Annotated in this window: 15 protein-coding genes; 7 read left to right on the top strand and 8 right to left on the bottom strand. The window is 72.0% G+C overall.

Annotation, left to right across the window (positions count from 1 at the left end):
• The first annotated feature begins 130 nt into the window (after window positions 1–130).
• Window positions 131–1,036, top strand: a complete 906-nt coding sequence (locus tag ABZ635_RS05325) for a sigma-70 family RNA polymerase sigma factor (protein WP_357759259.1) — start codon at window positions 131–133, stop codon at window positions 1,034–1,036.
• A gap of 284 nt (window positions 1,037–1,320) precedes the next feature.
• Here ABZ635_RS05325 and ABZ635_RS05320 read toward each other — a convergent pair whose 3' ends face one another.
• Window positions 1,321–1,776: a hypothetical protein gene (locus tag ABZ635_RS05320; RefSeq protein WP_357759517.1), complete on the bottom strand. Its 456-nt coding sequence runs from the start codon at window positions 1,774–1,776 to the stop codon at window positions 1,321–1,323.
• 234 nt (window positions 1,777–2,010) lie between these two features.
• On the opposite strand from ABZ635_RS05320, the gene ABZ635_RS05315 reads away from it, so the two are divergent.
• Both ABZ635_RS05315 and ABZ635_RS05310 read left to right on the top strand, forming a co-directional pair.
• Window positions 2,011–3,906 carry a glycoside hydrolase family 15 protein gene (locus tag ABZ635_RS05315; RefSeq protein ID WP_357759256.1) on the top strand — a complete coding sequence of 632 codons (1,896 nt, stop codon included), beginning with the start codon at window positions 2,011–2,013 and terminating at the stop codon, window positions 3,904–3,906.
• Window positions 3,907–3,959: 53 nt separating this feature from the next.
• Window positions 3,960–5,288: a cytochrome P450 gene (locus tag ABZ635_RS05310; RefSeq protein ID WP_357759253.1), complete on the top strand. Its 1,329-nt coding sequence runs from the start codon at window positions 3,960–3,962 to the stop codon at window positions 5,286–5,288.
• A gap of 72 nt (window positions 5,289–5,360) precedes the next feature.
• Here ABZ635_RS05310 and ABZ635_RS05305 read toward each other — a convergent pair whose 3' ends face one another.
• Window positions 5,361–6,095, bottom strand: coding sequence for a DUF2071 domain-containing protein (locus ABZ635_RS05305; protein ID WP_357759250.1), 735 nt, complete (start codon window positions 6,093–6,095; stop codon window positions 5,361–5,363).
• 103 nt (window positions 6,096–6,198) lie between these two features.
• Here ABZ635_RS05305 and ABZ635_RS05300 point away from each other — a divergent pair, with 103 nt between their 5' ends.
• Genes ABZ635_RS05300 through ABZ635_RS05285 form a run of 4 tightly spaced genes read left to right on the top strand, consistent with a single transcriptional unit; the run spans window position 6,199 to window position 8,630 of the window.
• On the top strand, window positions 6,199–6,690 hold the full coding sequence (locus ABZ635_RS05300) for a hypothetical protein (RefSeq protein WP_357759248.1): 492 nt from the start codon (window positions 6,199–6,201) through the stop codon (window positions 6,688–6,690).
• A complete protein-coding gene (locus ABZ635_RS05295) occupies window positions 6,687–7,916 on the top strand; it encodes a divalent metal cation transporter (RefSeq protein ID WP_357759244.1) in 1,230 nt (409 codons plus the stop codon). The genes ABZ635_RS05300 and ABZ635_RS05295 overlap by 4 nt, the downstream gene beginning before the upstream one ends.
• A gap of 1 nt (window position 7,917) precedes the next feature.
• Window positions 7,918–8,304 (top strand): hypothetical protein, encoded by a 387-nt coding sequence (locus ABZ635_RS05290; RefSeq protein ID WP_357759241.1) that lies wholly within the window; start codon window positions 7,918–7,920, stop codon window positions 8,302–8,304.
• The gene (locus tag ABZ635_RS05285; RefSeq protein WP_357759238.1) at window positions 8,301–8,630 is read left to right on the top strand and encodes a PRC-barrel domain-containing protein; all 330 of its coding nucleotides are present in this window, start codon (window positions 8,301–8,303) and stop codon (window positions 8,628–8,630) included. The genes ABZ635_RS05290 and ABZ635_RS05285 overlap by 4 nt, the downstream gene beginning before the upstream one ends.
• Here the strand turns inward: ABZ635_RS05285 and ABZ635_RS05280 are convergent.
• The 6 genes from ABZ635_RS05280 to ABZ635_RS05255 all read right to left on the bottom strand — a co-directional run bounded on the left by ABZ635_RS05280 (window position 8,536) and on the right by ABZ635_RS05255 (window position 15,296).
• Window positions 8,536–9,390: a glycosyltransferase gene (locus ABZ635_RS05280; protein WP_357759235.1), complete on the bottom strand. Its 855-nt coding sequence runs from the start codon at window positions 9,388–9,390 to the stop codon at window positions 8,536–8,538. The genes ABZ635_RS05285 and ABZ635_RS05280 overlap by 95 nt on opposite strands.
• Window positions 9,390–10,001 (bottom strand): SAM-dependent methyltransferase, encoded by a 612-nt coding sequence (locus tag ABZ635_RS05275; protein WP_357759232.1) that lies wholly within the window; start codon window positions 9,999–10,001, stop codon window positions 9,390–9,392. The genes ABZ635_RS05280 and ABZ635_RS05275 overlap by 1 nt, the downstream gene beginning before the upstream one ends.
• Window positions 9,998–10,783, bottom strand: coding sequence for a PIG-L family deacetylase (locus ABZ635_RS05270; protein WP_357759229.1), 786 nt, complete (start codon window positions 10,781–10,783; stop codon window positions 9,998–10,000). The genes ABZ635_RS05275 and ABZ635_RS05270 overlap by 4 nt, the downstream gene beginning before the upstream one ends.
• Window positions 10,773–11,813 (bottom strand): acyl-CoA dehydrogenase, encoded by a 1,041-nt coding sequence (locus ABZ635_RS05265; protein WP_357759227.1) that lies wholly within the window; start codon window positions 11,811–11,813, stop codon window positions 10,773–10,775. The genes ABZ635_RS05270 and ABZ635_RS05265 overlap by 11 nt, the downstream gene beginning before the upstream one ends.
• 147 nt (window positions 11,814–11,960) lie before the next feature.
• Window positions 11,961–13,982 (bottom strand): CocE/NonD family hydrolase, encoded by a 2,022-nt coding sequence (locus ABZ635_RS05260; protein ID WP_357759224.1) that lies wholly within the window; start codon window positions 13,980–13,982, stop codon window positions 11,961–11,963.
• A gap of 18 nt (window positions 13,983–14,000) precedes the next feature.
• Window positions 14,001–15,296 (bottom strand): biotin carboxylase, encoded by a 1,296-nt coding sequence (locus ABZ635_RS05255; RefSeq protein WP_357759221.1) that lies wholly within the window; start codon window positions 15,294–15,296, stop codon window positions 14,001–14,003.
• Window positions 15,297–15,347 lie beyond the last annotated feature (51 nt).

The raw sequence follows: 15,347 nt of genomic DNA, 5'->3' as shown, positions 1-15,347 counted from the left end.
TTCCAAACCGGCAGCAATACGGTGCCAAGTCCTGACATCCGGCTTTTCGCTCGGTGGTGCCTCGGGCATGGAGAGGGCGTCATCCGTCCGTTTCACGTTCTGGCTCCATGCCATCGTTGCGAGGACCCGTATGAGCTCCAGCACCGAGACACCCACGGCGCCGTCAGACCTCAGCGCCCACACGAACGAGGGGCCGGCCGAGGACGCCTCGGCAGAGGAACTCCTCCAGGCACTGGAGGACGAACCCGAGGGCAGCGTGACCGCCGTGCGGCTCAAGGAACGCATCCTGGACCACTACCGGCCCCTGCTGAACCGCCTCGCCCGCCGCTACGGCGGACGAGGCGAGAACCTCGAGGACCTGCGGCAGACCGCTTGCCTGGGGCTGGCCAAGGCCATCCAGGGGTACGACCCGCGTAAGGGCAGGCCCTTCATCGCCTACCTGCTGCCCACGGTCACCGGAGAGATCAAGCGGCACTTCCGTGACCACACGTGGGCGGTGCACACACCGCGTACGGCCCAGTCCCGCCGACCGCTCATGCGCCAGGCCCGCCAGGATCTGGAGCAGCACCTGGGCCGCCACCCCTCCAACAAGGAGATCGCCCGGAAGATGGGGGTCACGGTGGCGGACGTGGAGGAGGTTCTCCTGATCTCGGAGGCCTACAACACCTATTCGCTCAACGAGCCGGACCTGCGTGGTGAGGAGTCCGGCCTCGCCTGGGAGCGCTTCATGGGTGTGGAGGACCCGGGCCTGGGCCTGGTCGTGGATCGGCAGGCCGCACGGTCGGCCCTGGTCCGGCTGACGCCCAGGGAGCGGCACATCATCAAGCGCCGCTACTTCGACGAGTGGAAGCAGGCACGCATCGCCCGCGAGGTCGGATGTTCGCAGATGCACGTCTCCCGGCTGCTGTCACAGGCCCTGGAGTGGCTGCGCGCCGAACTGAGCGCCCCCGAGGCGCCGACGGGGCCGACCGCCGTGACGGGACGGACCCCGCCCGAATCCGTGTCGCACACCGAGACGGCCGATGACCGTCCGTGAGGACCAGGGCCGTCCGCGCTGTACGCCGCGCGCCACGAACACGGAGAACCGTTCACTCGGCCGGACCCGAGTTCCGCCCTGATGAAGTCCTCCAGTCGTGCGAGGTCGTGCCGTTCGGGGACCAGGTCGATCATGGAGTCGGCGCTGTTGGCGCCGTCGGCCCGGTGTTCTGCCTTGTCCGGCACGCGACCCGCACGGCGGTGTTCCACCGCCCGACACCCGCGACACGTACCGGCGTGGGCCGTCGGGCTCCTGCCGGTGAACCGGCGCCCTCGTATGGCCCGTCACCGCCCCGAGTCGGTCTCGCCCTCACGGCTCCGGTCTCCCTCGCCCGGGCTCTCCGTAACGGGATCGACGATGTCGGCTTCTGGCGACGCACCCACGATGAGGCCGAAGAACACGTGGTCGACCAAGAGGGCGAGCCGCTCCCGCGGGCGGGCCCGACGGGCGTGCGCCAGGCCGAGGGCGGGAGCCAGAGCGAGCTCGAACAGCCCCCAGGACAGCAGTCCGTAGAGGGGTCCGGTGAGCCTGGACGCGCGTAGACGCGAGGGGACCAGGGCGAAGGCCGCGCCGGCCCCCGCACCGTACCCCCAGTGCGCGAACTCGATGAACGCCGTCCGTCGGTGCTCGGGAACGGCGCGAAGCATCGTGGGAACGCCCTCGAGCAGTATCGCCTCGGGCGGCGTCCTCTCGATCATCCCCAGGCCCACCGCCGCCTGGCGCATACCGCTCATCGCCATCGCCGCCACGGCCCCCCGAGCGGCTCCCCTCAGCAGGGGCCGACGAGGAGGGAGGCGAGTCTGGTCCGGCATGGCTACCTCCTGACATCGCTGTTGTCGCGTCCCTGACCACGTCGACCGCTTCGTACACATCGGGCCCCTCACGTGGGCCGACGCCCCCACCGCTGTTTCGGCGCGGGTTCACCGGGGCAGTCGGTCGACACGGAGTGTCCGCGTCGCGACAGGAGGGGCTCGATGGCGCGCGAGAAGACGACGATCGGTGACCACGGCTTCCTCTCCGACTGTCACACCGCCGCGTTGACCTCCCCGGACGGGGCGATCACATGGTTGTGCACGCCGCGCTTCGACGGCTCCGCCTTCCTCTCGGGGATACTCGACCCCCGGGTCGGCGGAGAATGGGGCCTGGAGGTGCAGGGCGCACTGCCGGTGGCACGCTCCTACATGGAGGACAGCCTCGTCCTGGAGACCCTGTGGCGGGGGGACGACGTCGAGGTGCTGGTGCGGGACCTGCTCGCGGTCGGCCGGGGGGAGGGCGGCGCGGGCCCGTTCAGGGAGGGCCTCCTGGTCCGTATCGTGGAGTGCAGGTCCGGTACGAGCGCCGTGCGTTCGCGTCTACGCGCCCGTCCCCGTTTCGGTGGCGCGCGGCCCTCCTGGGAGACCGTCCGCGGGTGCCTACGTGAGGCGTCCGGACCCCTCCTGTCCGGTACGCCGCCTCCCACTCTGGGCCCGGGTGGAGACCCCGAGTTCCGTGTGGAGCTCGCTGAGGGAGAGACGGCCGTCTTCGCACTGGATTACCTCACGGGAGAGCGCGGTGTCGTTCCCGGGCAGGGACACGCACTGCTGCGAGAGACCCTCGAAGCCTGGCGCGCCTGGTCGGCCAGGACCGACTACGACGGGGTGGGGGCGTCGCAGGTGCGGCGAAGCGCCCTGGTTCTGCGGGGGCTCCTCCACCAGGAGAGCGGCGCCCTCATCGCGGCGCCCACGACCTCCCTGCCGGAATGGCCCCGGGGGCCGAGGAACTGGGACTACCGCTACGTCTGGCATCGGGACGCCGCTCTGGTCGTCCTGGCCTTCCTCCGTTTGGGGCACGCGGAGGAGGCCGGGCGCTACCTTCGTTACCTGCTCGGCGCGTGCGGTCGGCCGGTCGGCTGGGTCGCCCCCGTCCACACCGTGGACGGTCAGCCACCTCCCACCGAGACGACCCTTGGTCACCTCGCCGGACACGGCGGAGCCCGGCCGGTGCGGGTGGGCAACTCCGCGTTCTCACAACACCAGCTGGACGTCTACGGACACATCCTGGACGCGGCGCACTGCTACGAGGAGGCCGGAGGCGGTCTCGAACCGCACGAGCTCCGGCAGCTCGACACCGTGGTGGAAGCGGTACGGGACCTGTGGCGCGAACCGGACGACGGCGTGTGGGAGGTCAGGTCCGAGTCGCGCCACTGGACCAATTCCAAGGTGCACGCCTGGGTCTGCCTCGACCGGGCGATCCGGTTGGCGGAAGCCACGGGGCGGGCCGACCAGGTGCCGTTGGGGGAATGGCGTGCGGAGGCACAGGCCATCCGTGAGCAGGTGCTCGAGCTCGGTCACGACCCCGTGACGGGGTCGTTCGTCCAGTCCTACGGCTCGACCAACGTCGATGGGGCGTTGTTGAGGATTCCGCTCCTGGGCTTCCTCGGCGGGAAGGACCCCCGTGTGCTCCGGACCCTCGAACGGGTGGAGACCGAACTCGGAGACGAGAGCTGGCTCGTCCACAGGTACGAGCCCGAGGAGACCGCGGACGGCATCGGCACCCCCGAGGGCGCCTTCTTGCTGTGCTCCTTCGACCTCGTGTCAGCGCTGGTGCTCGCGGGACGGGAAGCGGAGGCCTCACGCAGGTTCCACCGCCTCTGCGCGACCGTGGGCGGCCTGGGTCTGCTGTCCGAGGAGATGGCGCCGGACGGCACCCTTCTGGGGAACTTCCCCCAGGCCTTCGCCCACCTGGCCCTGATCGAGGCCGCTGTCAACCTGGAGGGCTCGGGCGGCGGCGAGGCGCTGCACGCGTGGGCCCGGGGCAGGGCCGAGAACCGCGACCGCTCCACCTCGAAGGGGGCGGCGGGAGAGCCGGGAGCGAACGGGACCGATGACTGACCAGGGCGCCCGCGCATCCCGGTCCGACATCGACGAGGCGGAGGTACTCGCCCATGACGGAGAACGCACAGCCGAAACGCCACACGACGAGTCTGCCGGAGACCGCGCGGGTACTGTCCACGGTCCTGGTCCCCACCGCGGCCCGTGGCGCCATCGTGCGCCGCCCCACCGGAGAGGCGCTGGTGGCGGCCCTGAGCGCGGACCACAAGAGTGTCGGGGTGCTGCGCGAGCTTCGACGGCGCCATGGCGACGACCCGCTCCCCCTGGGCTACACGGGCCGCCGCATCGCGCTGGTGCTGTCACCTGAGGACGTTCGGCGGCTTCTGTCGGAGACCCCGGACACGTTCTCCCCGGGCGGCGCGGAGAAACGGGGGGCGCTGAACCACTTCCAGCCCCATGGAGCCCTCGTCTCCGATCGACGCGACCGGCCTGACCGGCGCCGTGCCAACGAGGAGGCCCTGGCTCCGGGACAGCGCCTCCATCCCGACGCCCCCGCCATCGCCGAGCACGCGGAAGAGGAGGCCCGATCCCTCGTCAGGGCGCTGCGCGGCCCGGGGCCGCCGGGCGGGGTGCTGGACTGGGCACGGTTCTCCGAGACCTTCGACGCCCTCGCGCGACGGGTGGTCTTCGGCAGGGCGGCCGCCGGGGACCGCCGCAGTACCCAACTGCTGCGGCGGCTGAGGCACAGGGCCAACTGGTCGTATCTGCTGCCGGTGGACCACAACCGTCGAGCGGAGTTCCTCGACCGTATCCGCACGGGCATCGACCGTGCGGAACCCGGTAGCCTCGCCGCCCGGCTCGGGCCTCCGGGCGCGAGCGAACGTCCCGAGGCCCAGATCGCACACTGGATGTTCGCGTTCGACGCCGCCGCGGTGGCCGCGTTCCGGTCACTGGCCGTGCTGACCTCCAGCGGTCCCGAGGTGGACGCCGTCCGGGCCGAGGCGCTCACAGAGGACGGTCCCGATCTTCCGATGCTGCGCGCCGCCCTGCGCGAGTCGGTCCGCCTGTGGCCCACGACCCTGGTGGTGATTCGCGAAAGCACCCGGGAGACGGTCTGGCGGGAGCGGAGCATCCCACCCCGAACCGCCTTCCTGGTGCTGAGCTCCTACTTCCACCGCGACCCCACCCGGCTCCCCTACGCGGACGCCTTCGCCCCCGCCATCTGGAACGACGGCCGTGCTGAGGACGACCCCGGGATCGTGCCCTTCAGCTACGGGCCCGCCGGCTGCCCGGGCCGTGATCTGGTGCCCCTCTCCGTTTCCTACCTCTTGAGGGCCCTGTTCAGGGTGGGCGGTCCCCTGCCGGTCGGCGGATCGCCGGAGCTGCGGACCGACGCCCTGCCAGCGTCACTCAACCACTTCGACCTGCGGTTCGTACTCTGAGGCCCGACCGGTCAGGCGGGTGTGGGTGCCTGGCAGGGGCCGGACCGGCGCCGAGCCGTCCCAGCGTTCGTGTCAGCGCACCGGCAGCACCGACGGCGTCAGCTCCGCCACCGCGCCGGGTGACCACAACGCCGAGACCGGTGCTGTGCGCGGCAGCCGTACCCCCGCTCGCGCCAGGAGGTCCCCCTCGTAGGCGACGTCCCCCGCACGGTGCAGCACCCAGCGCTCGTGGCGCACACGCACCCAACGCGTGGTGCCGGCCCGGGGCGTGTGCAGGCCCCACCGGGCGGTGAGGAAGTGTTCCAAGGGCGTCGGAGCCGTCGGGCGGGCCTCCACGCGCAGCCGCCATCGTCCGTGGGCCCCGCCCTGGGGCCACCGGCGTCTGACCGCACCCGCGCAGGGCCCGACACCCGACTGTCGGAGGCTGGTGTCGGACCACGTGTAGGGCATCCTCGGCACCGTCCTGGCGACGAGTACGCCGGGGAGCGAGTCGGCGTCCAGGGAGAGGAACACCACGCCCCGCCGTCCCTGGCCGTCCACTGAGTACAGTCGGACGTTCACCTCGTCGAACGCACCGAGGGCGCGCACGCCGAGCACCCGGGTGGTCGGGGCACGGAAGGCCACGAGACCCGCGTAGGTCGTTCCGTCGAACAGATCGGGTCGGGTGCCGAAGGGAAACAGGTGGGTCACCGCGGCGGGATCGACCCGCCAGTGCAGGAAGACCACCCCCGCCCACACCTGACGCAGCACCGCCGGCCCCGGAAGCGGCGGCGCTTCCACGGGGGGTACCTGGCCCTTCCGTTCCATCTCCCCGGTCACCTCGTCCTCTTTCCCGCCGTGCCCGACGACGACACGAAACCCAGTGAACACCATGAGCGACTTTCCTGTCACGGCGAGTTAACGTCGGGGTGTGCTCTCCCATCCGTCGCCGTCACGTGATCCCTACCCGGGCAGACCCCGCCGCATCACGGCCGTGGTCGCGTCATGGCTCGTACTGGTGCTGGTCAGCGGCTGCACCGGGCCCACCCCCACCGAATCGCTGTACCGGGACGCCGCGGAACAGACCGTCACCGCCCTCCTCTCCGCCGTGGGAACGGGGATCATGCTCTCCGAGATCCATCGCCGGGACATGGCCTTCTCCCCCTACACGGAGACCACCATCGAGGACGCGGAGGACGCGGCACGCTCCGTCAACGACACCTTCGGAACACGGCAACCGCCCACGCCCCGGGCGCGGTCGCTGCGCTCGGAACTGGCTCCGCTGTGTGACAGCGCGGTGAACGCCCTCTCTGACCTGCGCATCGCCCTGCGCGAGGACGACGGTGCCGCAGTGCGGACGGCGGAGAGAAGCTTGAGGAGCGTCGCCGTCGACCTCACCGAGCTCCAGGACGAGCTCTCTTGAGGTGGCTGAGCGCCGTGACTCTCGGCCTGCTCACCGCCGTGGGCGGCTTCCTCGACATCGGGGACCTGGTCGCCAACTCCGTGGTCGGCTCCCGGTTCGGGATGAGTCTCGCGTGGGTCGTCCCCGTGGGAGTCGTCGGCCTCATGGTCTTCACCGAGATGTCCGCCCGGGTCGTCGCGACCACCGGACGCGGGACCTTCGACCTGGTACGCGAACGGCTCGGCGCCCGGGTCGGGCTCGCCAACCTGCTGTCCTCCTACCTCATCACGTTGCTCACCCTGTCCGCGCAGATGGGCGGCATCGCCCTGGCGCTCGAACTGGCCAGCGGCATCCACTACCTCCTCTGGGTTCCCGTGGTCGGGTTCCTCGTGTGGGTCGTGTTGTGGCGCCTGCCGTTCGAGAAGATGGAGAAGACCTACGGTCTCCTCGGCCTGACCCTGATCGTGTTCGCCGTGGCTCTGTGGCGGCTGGGTCCGGACTGGGTGGCGCTCGCTTCCGACGCGGCGTCCTTCTCCCCTCCACCGAACGAGGGCGTGGCCGTGTGGTGGTACTACGCCATCGCCCTGTTCGGCGCCGCCATGACCCCGTACACAGTGCTCTTCTTCTCGTCGGGGGGCGTAGAGGAGAAGTGGACGACCCAGGACCTGGCGACGGCCCGGATCAACGCCTTCGTCGGCCTCCCTCTGGGAGGGCTGCTCTCCCTCGCCATCATGGGATGCGCGGCGGTCGTCCTCATGCCGGCCGGGATTCAGGTGTCCGACCTGGGGCAGGTGGCCCTGCCGGTCGTCTCGACCCTCGGCAAGCTGGGGCTCATCGTGGTGATCCTGGGATTCTTCGCCGCGACCTTCGGCGCCGCCTTGGAGTCGGGGCTGGCCGCCGCCTACGGCGTCGCCCAGTACTTCGGCTGGCGCTGGGGGAAGTCACTGCCGCCTGTACGGGCACCCTTCTTCCACCTGGTCATCATGGTGAGCCTGCTCAGCGGCACCCTTTTCGTCCTGACCGGGGTCGACCCGGTGACCGTCACCGAGTACAGCCTCATCCTCTCCGCGGCGGCCCTTCCGTTGACCTACCTGCCGATCCTCGTCGTGGCCAACGATCACGGCTATCTGGGCGACCGGGTGAATTCGCGTTTCACCAACGTCCTGGCCTCGGTCTACCTGGTCCTGGTGTGCGTGGTGTCGGTGGCCGCGATTCCCTTGATGGCCTACACGAAGGCGGGGCAGTGAGATGACGCAGGACAGGAGCGAGCACGTCTTCCGGATCGGCTTCACGGTCCTGGACCGTCAGGTCGTCGACCGGCACGGAGAGAACCTGGGCAAGGTCGACGACGTGGAGTTCACGTGGCAGCCGGGGCGGGCCCCGGCCATGACGGCCCTGGTCGTCGACGCCGCCTCGCTCGGCGGTCGGCTCGCCGGCCGGCTCGGGCGGTCCTGGGAGGCGGTCCTCAAACGCCTGCGCCCTCTGGATCACTCCCCCACCACGGTCGCGGTCTCCGACGTCGAGGAGTTCACACCGACCACGGTGCTGTCCACGAGGGCTCCGACAGGCGGGCGTCCCGTGGAGGACTGGATCGCCCGCAACGTCATCGCCCGGGTCCCGGGCGGCACACGGTGAGTCGGGTGTTCGCCGGAGACGTGCTGGGGTCACGGATCGTCGACCGCTCGGGCCGGTCGATCGGGTCGGTCCAGGACGTCGTGGTCCGCCGGGACGACGATGGGTACACGGTCCTCGGCCTGGTCCTGGGACGTTCCGCGTTCGCCGGGCGCCTCGGGTTCGGAGACTCCCTCGAACCCCCCACCCCCTGGAGGCACGTGTTGGCCTGGCTACGGCGACACGAACGCTACGTCAGGTGGGAGGACGTCGTGTCGGTGGAGACGGGACGCGTGACGATCGCCGTGGACCATGACTCCCTTCCCAGGCACTGGCATCAGCAGGCGTGAGTCCGCGCGGTGCCGGGGCCCCGGGAACCCGGGAGGTCGCCCGCACCTCCGGCTCCCGCTCGCCCCGGTTCCGGAAAAGCTGCCCCTCCAGTCGGTTGAGGCGGTCCCCGAACCCCCCTGCGGCACGCGGTGAGCTCCGGGCCGAGGTCGTCACGGGCAGGTCGCACGGGCGGCTCACACGGTGTCCGCGCCGCACCAGTTCGTTGACCAGGGCCTGGTCCTCCGCCATCCGCAGTGCCTCGAAACCGCCGCAGTCCAGGTAGGCGGAGGCCCGCACCCCGAGGTTGGCCCCGTGCACGTGGGGGTGCTCCCCGCCCCGGACCACCGGATAGGTGCGCACGAAGCGCTCCGCCAGTTCGGCGCGACGCCCGGACCAGTCCGCGACCTCGACGGTCCCCGCCACGGCGTCGGCGTTCCGGGACAGAGCCAGCTGGGCCGGTATCCAGCGCTCCGGCACCACGCTGTCGGCGTCCGTGAAGGACATCCACACGTCGTCAGCGGGACCGACGAGGTCGAGCGCCAGCTCGGCCCCGGCCCGCCGCACCGCTCCGACGTTGCGACACGCGACCTCCAGCACGTGGGCGCCCTCGGCGCGGGCCAACTCCGCCGTCGGGTCGGCGCAATCGTCGGCGACCACCACCACGCGCCGACGCCTCGGGGCCAGCCCGCAACGGCGCAGGGAGGCGTGGACCGACCGCAGGCAGGCGACGATGCTCTCCGCCTCGTCATGTGCGGGGATCACCACGGTGACGGCGTCCATCAAACCAGCCCCTCCCGCTCGGCGACCGAGCGCGACCCCCGGACGCCGGGGCACTCGTAGACGCCGAGCTGGAAATCCCGCTCGACGTGCAGCACCGTTCGGTCCAACCCCGGCACAGCGTCGACCGCCCGGTGTGCGTCGTCCCCGGAGCGCACGTGGTCGCGGACCGGGTGACGCCAGTGCACGGCGACGACCGTCCCCTCCGGTGTCAGGGAGCGCACGGTCAGGGCGAGCACCGTGGCCAGGTCGGCGTCGTCGAAGTAGTAGAGGAGTTCCGAGAGCACCACGAGATCGAAGCCTCCGCCGGGCCACTCCTCGGGAACGGCGGCGCGGCCGACCTCGACGTGCTCGGCGCCGGTCAGCGCGCTCCTGGCGCGGGCCGCGGCCTCCGGAACGACCTCCCAGGCCAGGAGCGCGTCGCACCGCGCCGCGAGCCCACTCGTGAGGACCCCGATCGAACACCCGGGTTCGAACGCCCGCGCGTACCTCTCACGGGTCAGCGACGCGAGGGTGAGCGCCCGCTTGCGGTGCTCGTACCAGCGGCTCCGGAACCCCCACGGGTCCGCCTCTCCCGCGTACACCGAGTCGAAGTATCCCCGCCCCACACTCACCGGAACACCACCTCCCATCCGCGCCGGAAGTGTGCCAGCATCGCCTCGTCGAGGACGGCGCCGTCCGCCGCGGTCGGGCCGATCGGCCCGGTCTGCGTGGTGAAGGCGCCCAGAGCCCGGGCCTTGAGCCGGCGTACGTCCGGCGGCAGGTCGATCCGCCGCGCCCGTGCCCAGGGCACCGAGGCCTCGGCGGGTCGGGCCCAGTGCCACGTCCACACGGGGTAGGAGACGAGTGCCGGGCCCGGCCCCGAAACCGATCCCGCCCCGTTCGCGCGGTGGAGGGCCTCACGGGCCGCGAGACCGGTCGCACGGTGGTCCGGATGCAGGTCGCCCTCCCAGGTGGCGACGCACAGTTGGGCGCCCGCGCACAGTTCCGCGAGGCGCTCGGTGAGCCGGGCGCGGCACTCCTCGACCCGGCCGTCCGGGAACCCCAGCCGGACGACGCGGGCGCCCCCGGCTCCCAACAACGACAGTGCCCGCGCGCGCTCGTCGGCGCGCGCCTCGGCCAGGGCCCGCGGAGGAAGGCTGCCGCCGGGGTGGGAGCCCTCTCCGTCGGTGACCGCCACGACGGTGATCCGCGCGCCCAGCGCCGCCAACAGGGCCGTCGCCCCGCCGAACCCCAGCGTCTCGTCGTCGGGGTGGGGGGCGACCACCACCGCGTCCGTGACTCCCGCCAGGGCGAACGCTGGCAACCGCCGCAAGACGCCCCACTTGCGCCAGAGCCGTTCGGGGGTGCCCTCGGCGTCGATCGGGTGCGCGTCGCCACGGGTCTCAGAGGCCATGGGGTTCGCCCCCCTCCGAAACGTCCATCCCGCCCAGGGCCGCCAGGTCGCGGTCGGCGTGGTGCTGGCTCAGGTACACGGCGAGGTCGGCCGCCGCACGGGCGTAGTCGGCGTCGGCCGCGAGCGGGCCCGCGCCCAAGGCCTCGCCGGTGCGTCTCAGGACGTCCCCGCAGACCCCGGCGACGACCGCGCGGACCCGTGCGGCGCGCGGGGCGGCACGGTCCAGGACGTCCTCGGGGTCGGCGTCGATCTCGTCGGCCGCCCGGCCCAGCACGGAGGCGGCCGCGTACAGGTCCCGATCCACGCTCCCCCACGCCGTGCGGGTGTGCACGTCGGCCGTCTCCCGCGCCGCCCGGGCCGCCAGCGGCGCACTCACCGCGACCGCACCGCCCAGCCAGCAGGCGGCGACCCCGGCGCCGCCGTGGTGGAAACCCGGCCTCCGCGTATAGGCCCCCGGGTCCCCGACCGCCTCGGCGGGCACGTCGTCGAACCGGAGCGTCAGTGTGTCGCTGGCCGCCATGCCCGCGCTGGCCCACGTGCCCTCGGGCGGCCCGAGGTCAGCGGTGGCGACCGCGAAAAGGCGGCGTCCACCCCCCGCGATCTCGGCGCTCACCAGGGCGTGGGTACAGCTGCGCGCACCCGAACAGAAGGGTTTGACACCCCTCAGAAGCCAGCCCCGGTCGACGGCCAGGGCGGTGAGGCCGGGGCCGGGCGGATGGGCCGCCCACACACCCCATCGCTGTCCGTGCCGGGGCGGCTCCGCGCCGAGCTCGATGAGGATCGCCACGGCGTCCGCGTGTCCCTCGGCGAGCCGGGCCAGGCACAGGTCCTCGCGCGCCAGGTTCCGGAGAGCCCTCCACCGGCTCCGGGTGCGCCCCCGGCCCGGAAGGGGAAGCTCCAGGTCGCCGGAGCGGACCGCTCGGGCGAACGACGCGGCGACCCGGCGGCGGCTCACCTCCGGCACGCCGTCACGTGGCGCCTCCCCCTCCTCCGCTTCCACCGGTGCCCGCGAGGTGGTCGGTCGGCTCATCGGTCCTCCCCTGGCCTCTCCTCGGTCCCGCCGCGCACACGCGGGGTCCGCCCGTGCCCTCCTTGGGCGTCTGACCCGGTCAGCCCTCCCCCAAACCCGCAGTGCCGGTCCGGCCGCCCCGGGCCCACTCCGGTGCGAGCGCCCGGGTCAGACGTGGTCTCGGGGGACACGCTCGGTCCACTCCCGGGAGAAGACCCGCTCCCCCGATTCGTAGGCGTCGAGGGTCGCGTGCACCCGGAACTCCTCCTCGGTGCACTCCAGCGCGGTGTACGTCTCGGTACGGGTCCGCCACCCGCCCCGGGAGAACCGCATCGTCCACGCCGTCCGCCCCCGCACCGACGTGAAGTCGTCCCCCACCGCCTCGTACAGCTCGTGGGCCCGACGGGTGGCATCGAGGCCGATCTCGTCGTAGCGCAGCACCCCGCCGTCCTTCTCGATCTCCAGGACGAAACGGTTGTCCGCCATGTCGCGCCGGACCGTCCAGTGGTGCTCACCGGGTCGCATCCGTGTGGTGGGTGCCGGGGCCACCGCCTCCGGTTCCGCGAACGCGTCACCGCCGGGTTCACCACCCTCGACGCGCCGCACCGGGAGGACCAGACTGCTCCGGTCCGGGTACACCGTCAGGAGCACGGGCCGGGGCGGCGGCCAGGCCAGCGGCCAGTAGGAGGTCGACAGCGACAGCCGAATCCGGTGCCCGGGCGGGAAGGCCTGCGCCACCCCGTTCAGGGTGATCTCCACCCGGTAGGTCTCCCCCGGAACCAGCGTCGTCGGCGCGTCGTCGCGATCACGGTGAGTGAGGTTGAGTAGCCCGTAGGTCACCCGTGTGGCGCTCCCGTCCGGGGCGACGTCGCACAGCCGCGCGGCGACCATCGCCACCGGCTCGGTGACGCACAGTTCCAGGACCGCGCGCGCCGTCCCCAGGATCTCGCACCGCTCCTGGAGTGGTTCGGTGTCGAACACGAGGGAGCCGCCGTCCTCCTCGCGCTGGTCGAAGGGCAGGTCCGGCGGCGCGCTGTAGGAGGCCCACTTGCCTGCGAACTGTCCCACCGACAGCGGGGAGCGCACCGTCCTCTCCGCGGTACCGCCCCGCGTCTCGGGCGCGCCCATCGCGTTCTCGGCCAGCGTCAGCTCGCGCTCCTCCACCCGGGCGCACGGCCAGCCGGGTTCACGGACCCAGCGGCCGGGACGCTCCTCGTAGGAGGTGGAGGGCGGGACGCTCTCCTGCATCCACGCCCACAGGCCGGTCTCCCGCTCCACACCGTTGTCCTCGCCCTTGGTCCAGTGGTCCAGCCAGCGCACCACCTCCTGGAGGTAGCCGATCGCCGGGCCGGGCACTCCCAGGTGCGGGTACCGGTGCGACCAGGGGCCCACCAAGCCCTTGACGGGGGCTTCTAGGTGCTCCAGCAGGCGCAGGACGGCGTTCGAGTAGCCGTCGGCCCAACCGCTGGTGGCAAGGACCGGGCACCCGACGCTGCCGTAGTGCTCGCTGACGGAGGCATGCCGCCAGTAACCGTCCCTGCGCTGGTGGCGGAGCCACTCCACCACCCAGGGGCGGTTGGCCTCCAGCCGCTCCAACCACATGTCACGCCAGGCCGGGCCGACGGTCTGCGGATCGGGCGGGCAGGTGGCGAACGCGAAGGTGGTCCCGGCCTCGGCCAGGTTGTCCGACAACAGGCAGCCGCCCATGTAGTGGAAGTCGTCGGCGTAGCGGTCGTCGGTGAAGCAGCTGACCGCGATGGCGCGCAGGCTCGGGGGACGCCGCGCGGCGACCTGGAGGGCGGCGAACCCACCCCAGGACAGACCCATCATCGCGGTGTTCCCGTCGCACCAGGGCTGGTCGGCGAGCCAGGCCAGGACCTCCTCCGCGTCCCGCTGCTCGCGGTCCAGGTACTCGTCGGTGAGCACCCCCTCGGAGTCCCCCGTGCCCCGCAGGTCGACCCGGACGCAGACGTACCCGTGCCCGGCGAGGTAGGGGTGGTGCGTGGAGTCGCGCACCGAGGTGAGGTCGCGTCGCCGGTAGGGAATGTACTCCAGGACGGCCGGGACGGGGGACTCCTCGGCCGTGCGCGGCATCCACAGCCTCCCCGCCAGGCGCACGCCGTCCGACATCGGAATCCAGAAGTGGTCCTCGGCCCGGACCTCGTGGGGCAGGTCGTCGACCGTACGCATCAGCGCACCTCCTCTGCCTCAGCCGCGCACGACGTCCGCGGCCTGGGCGTCGTTGCGGAACTCGAACCGCAGAGCCCGCACGCAGCGCTCGAACTTGGCGCGCAGCTCCAGTTCGTCGGCCCCTCCGGTGATGATCTTGGCCAGCTCGTAGCTGTAGCTGTCCTGGGCGAGCATGTCGGAGAGACGCTGGCCCTCCTGCGGCACCACCTGGACGCTCACCCCCGTTATGGACTCCCTCAGTGCCACCACCTCGTCCGGGGTCGGTACCCGGGTCACCACGCCGTCGCGGAATCGGCGCAGGTACCACTCAGCGGCCACGGGGAACCTGTCCCCGGCCGACTCGGTCGGGTGGGGGTCGCGCCCCAGGGCCAGGCGGAGCATCCGCTCGTGGTTGGCCACCCCGTCGACGACCTCGAACAGCGCCGCGTGGCTCTGGGAGTGCCGGGGGTTGACCTCCACGACGCCGAGGCCGTCCGTGATCGGGTCGTAGAAGAACTCGACGCTGAAGGTGGCGTCGTCCAGCCCGTGCGCGGTGATGACGCGTTCGGTGGTCTCGACGATCCGCCCCCGGACCCGCTCCGGAAGTCCCGACGGGTACTGGTGACACAGGAACGACGCGTCCCCGGGGTAGTCGACCGAGTCGAGTACTCCGTACACGGTGACCTCACCACGGTGGACGCACCCTTCCGCGGCGGCCTGTACCCCGTGCAACTCCCCCTCGGCCAGGCAGTGTCTCCGACCGGCCCTGGCGACCTCGGCGGGCAGGTCCACCCGGCTCAGGACGCTCTCGAAGGGGCGCCCCAGCCGGTCGACGCCCTTCCTCAAGCGCGCGACCGCGCCGTCGAAGCCCTCGTCGTCCTGCGCCCGGAACGCGAGTTCGGAGGAGGCCGACTTGATGGGCTTGATCCACAGCGGGTAGTCGAGCCCGTGACGGGGCCGCTCGGCGTCCAGGTCGACCAGGGCGAACGGCGGGAGGGCGTCGGTCGCCCCGGCCTGGATCAGCCTGCTCCAGTACTTGTGCTCGCAGCGCACCACCGCGGCCAGGTCCGGTGCGGGCAGGCCGCGCTCCGCGCACAGGATCGGGACGAGCAGGGTGACTGGGAAGTCCCGGAACCCGAGGATGGCGTCGACCGTCCCCTCGAAGCCCTCCAGGACCCCGCGGGCGGCCGCGAGCGTTGTCTCGACGTCGATCTCGCCGCGCTGGAGCTCCTCGATGCCGAGGAGTGTGTGGAACCGGCACTCCCGTCCCGTCGGGGTCCTCTCCAGCAGTCGGCGGTTGCGCTGGTCCAACCCCATCACGAAGACGTTCTTCATGGCTTCTCCCTCCTCCCCACGCGTGCGCGAACGGACGTGCGGGCTCACTCG

Origin of the sequence: Nocardiopsis sp. NPDC007018, assembly GCF_040635075.1 — a bacterium.
GTDB lineage: Bacteria > Actinomycetota > Actinomycetes > Streptosporangiales > Streptosporangiaceae > Nocardiopsis.
This window is presented reverse-complemented; position numbering and strand designations above follow the sequence as displayed.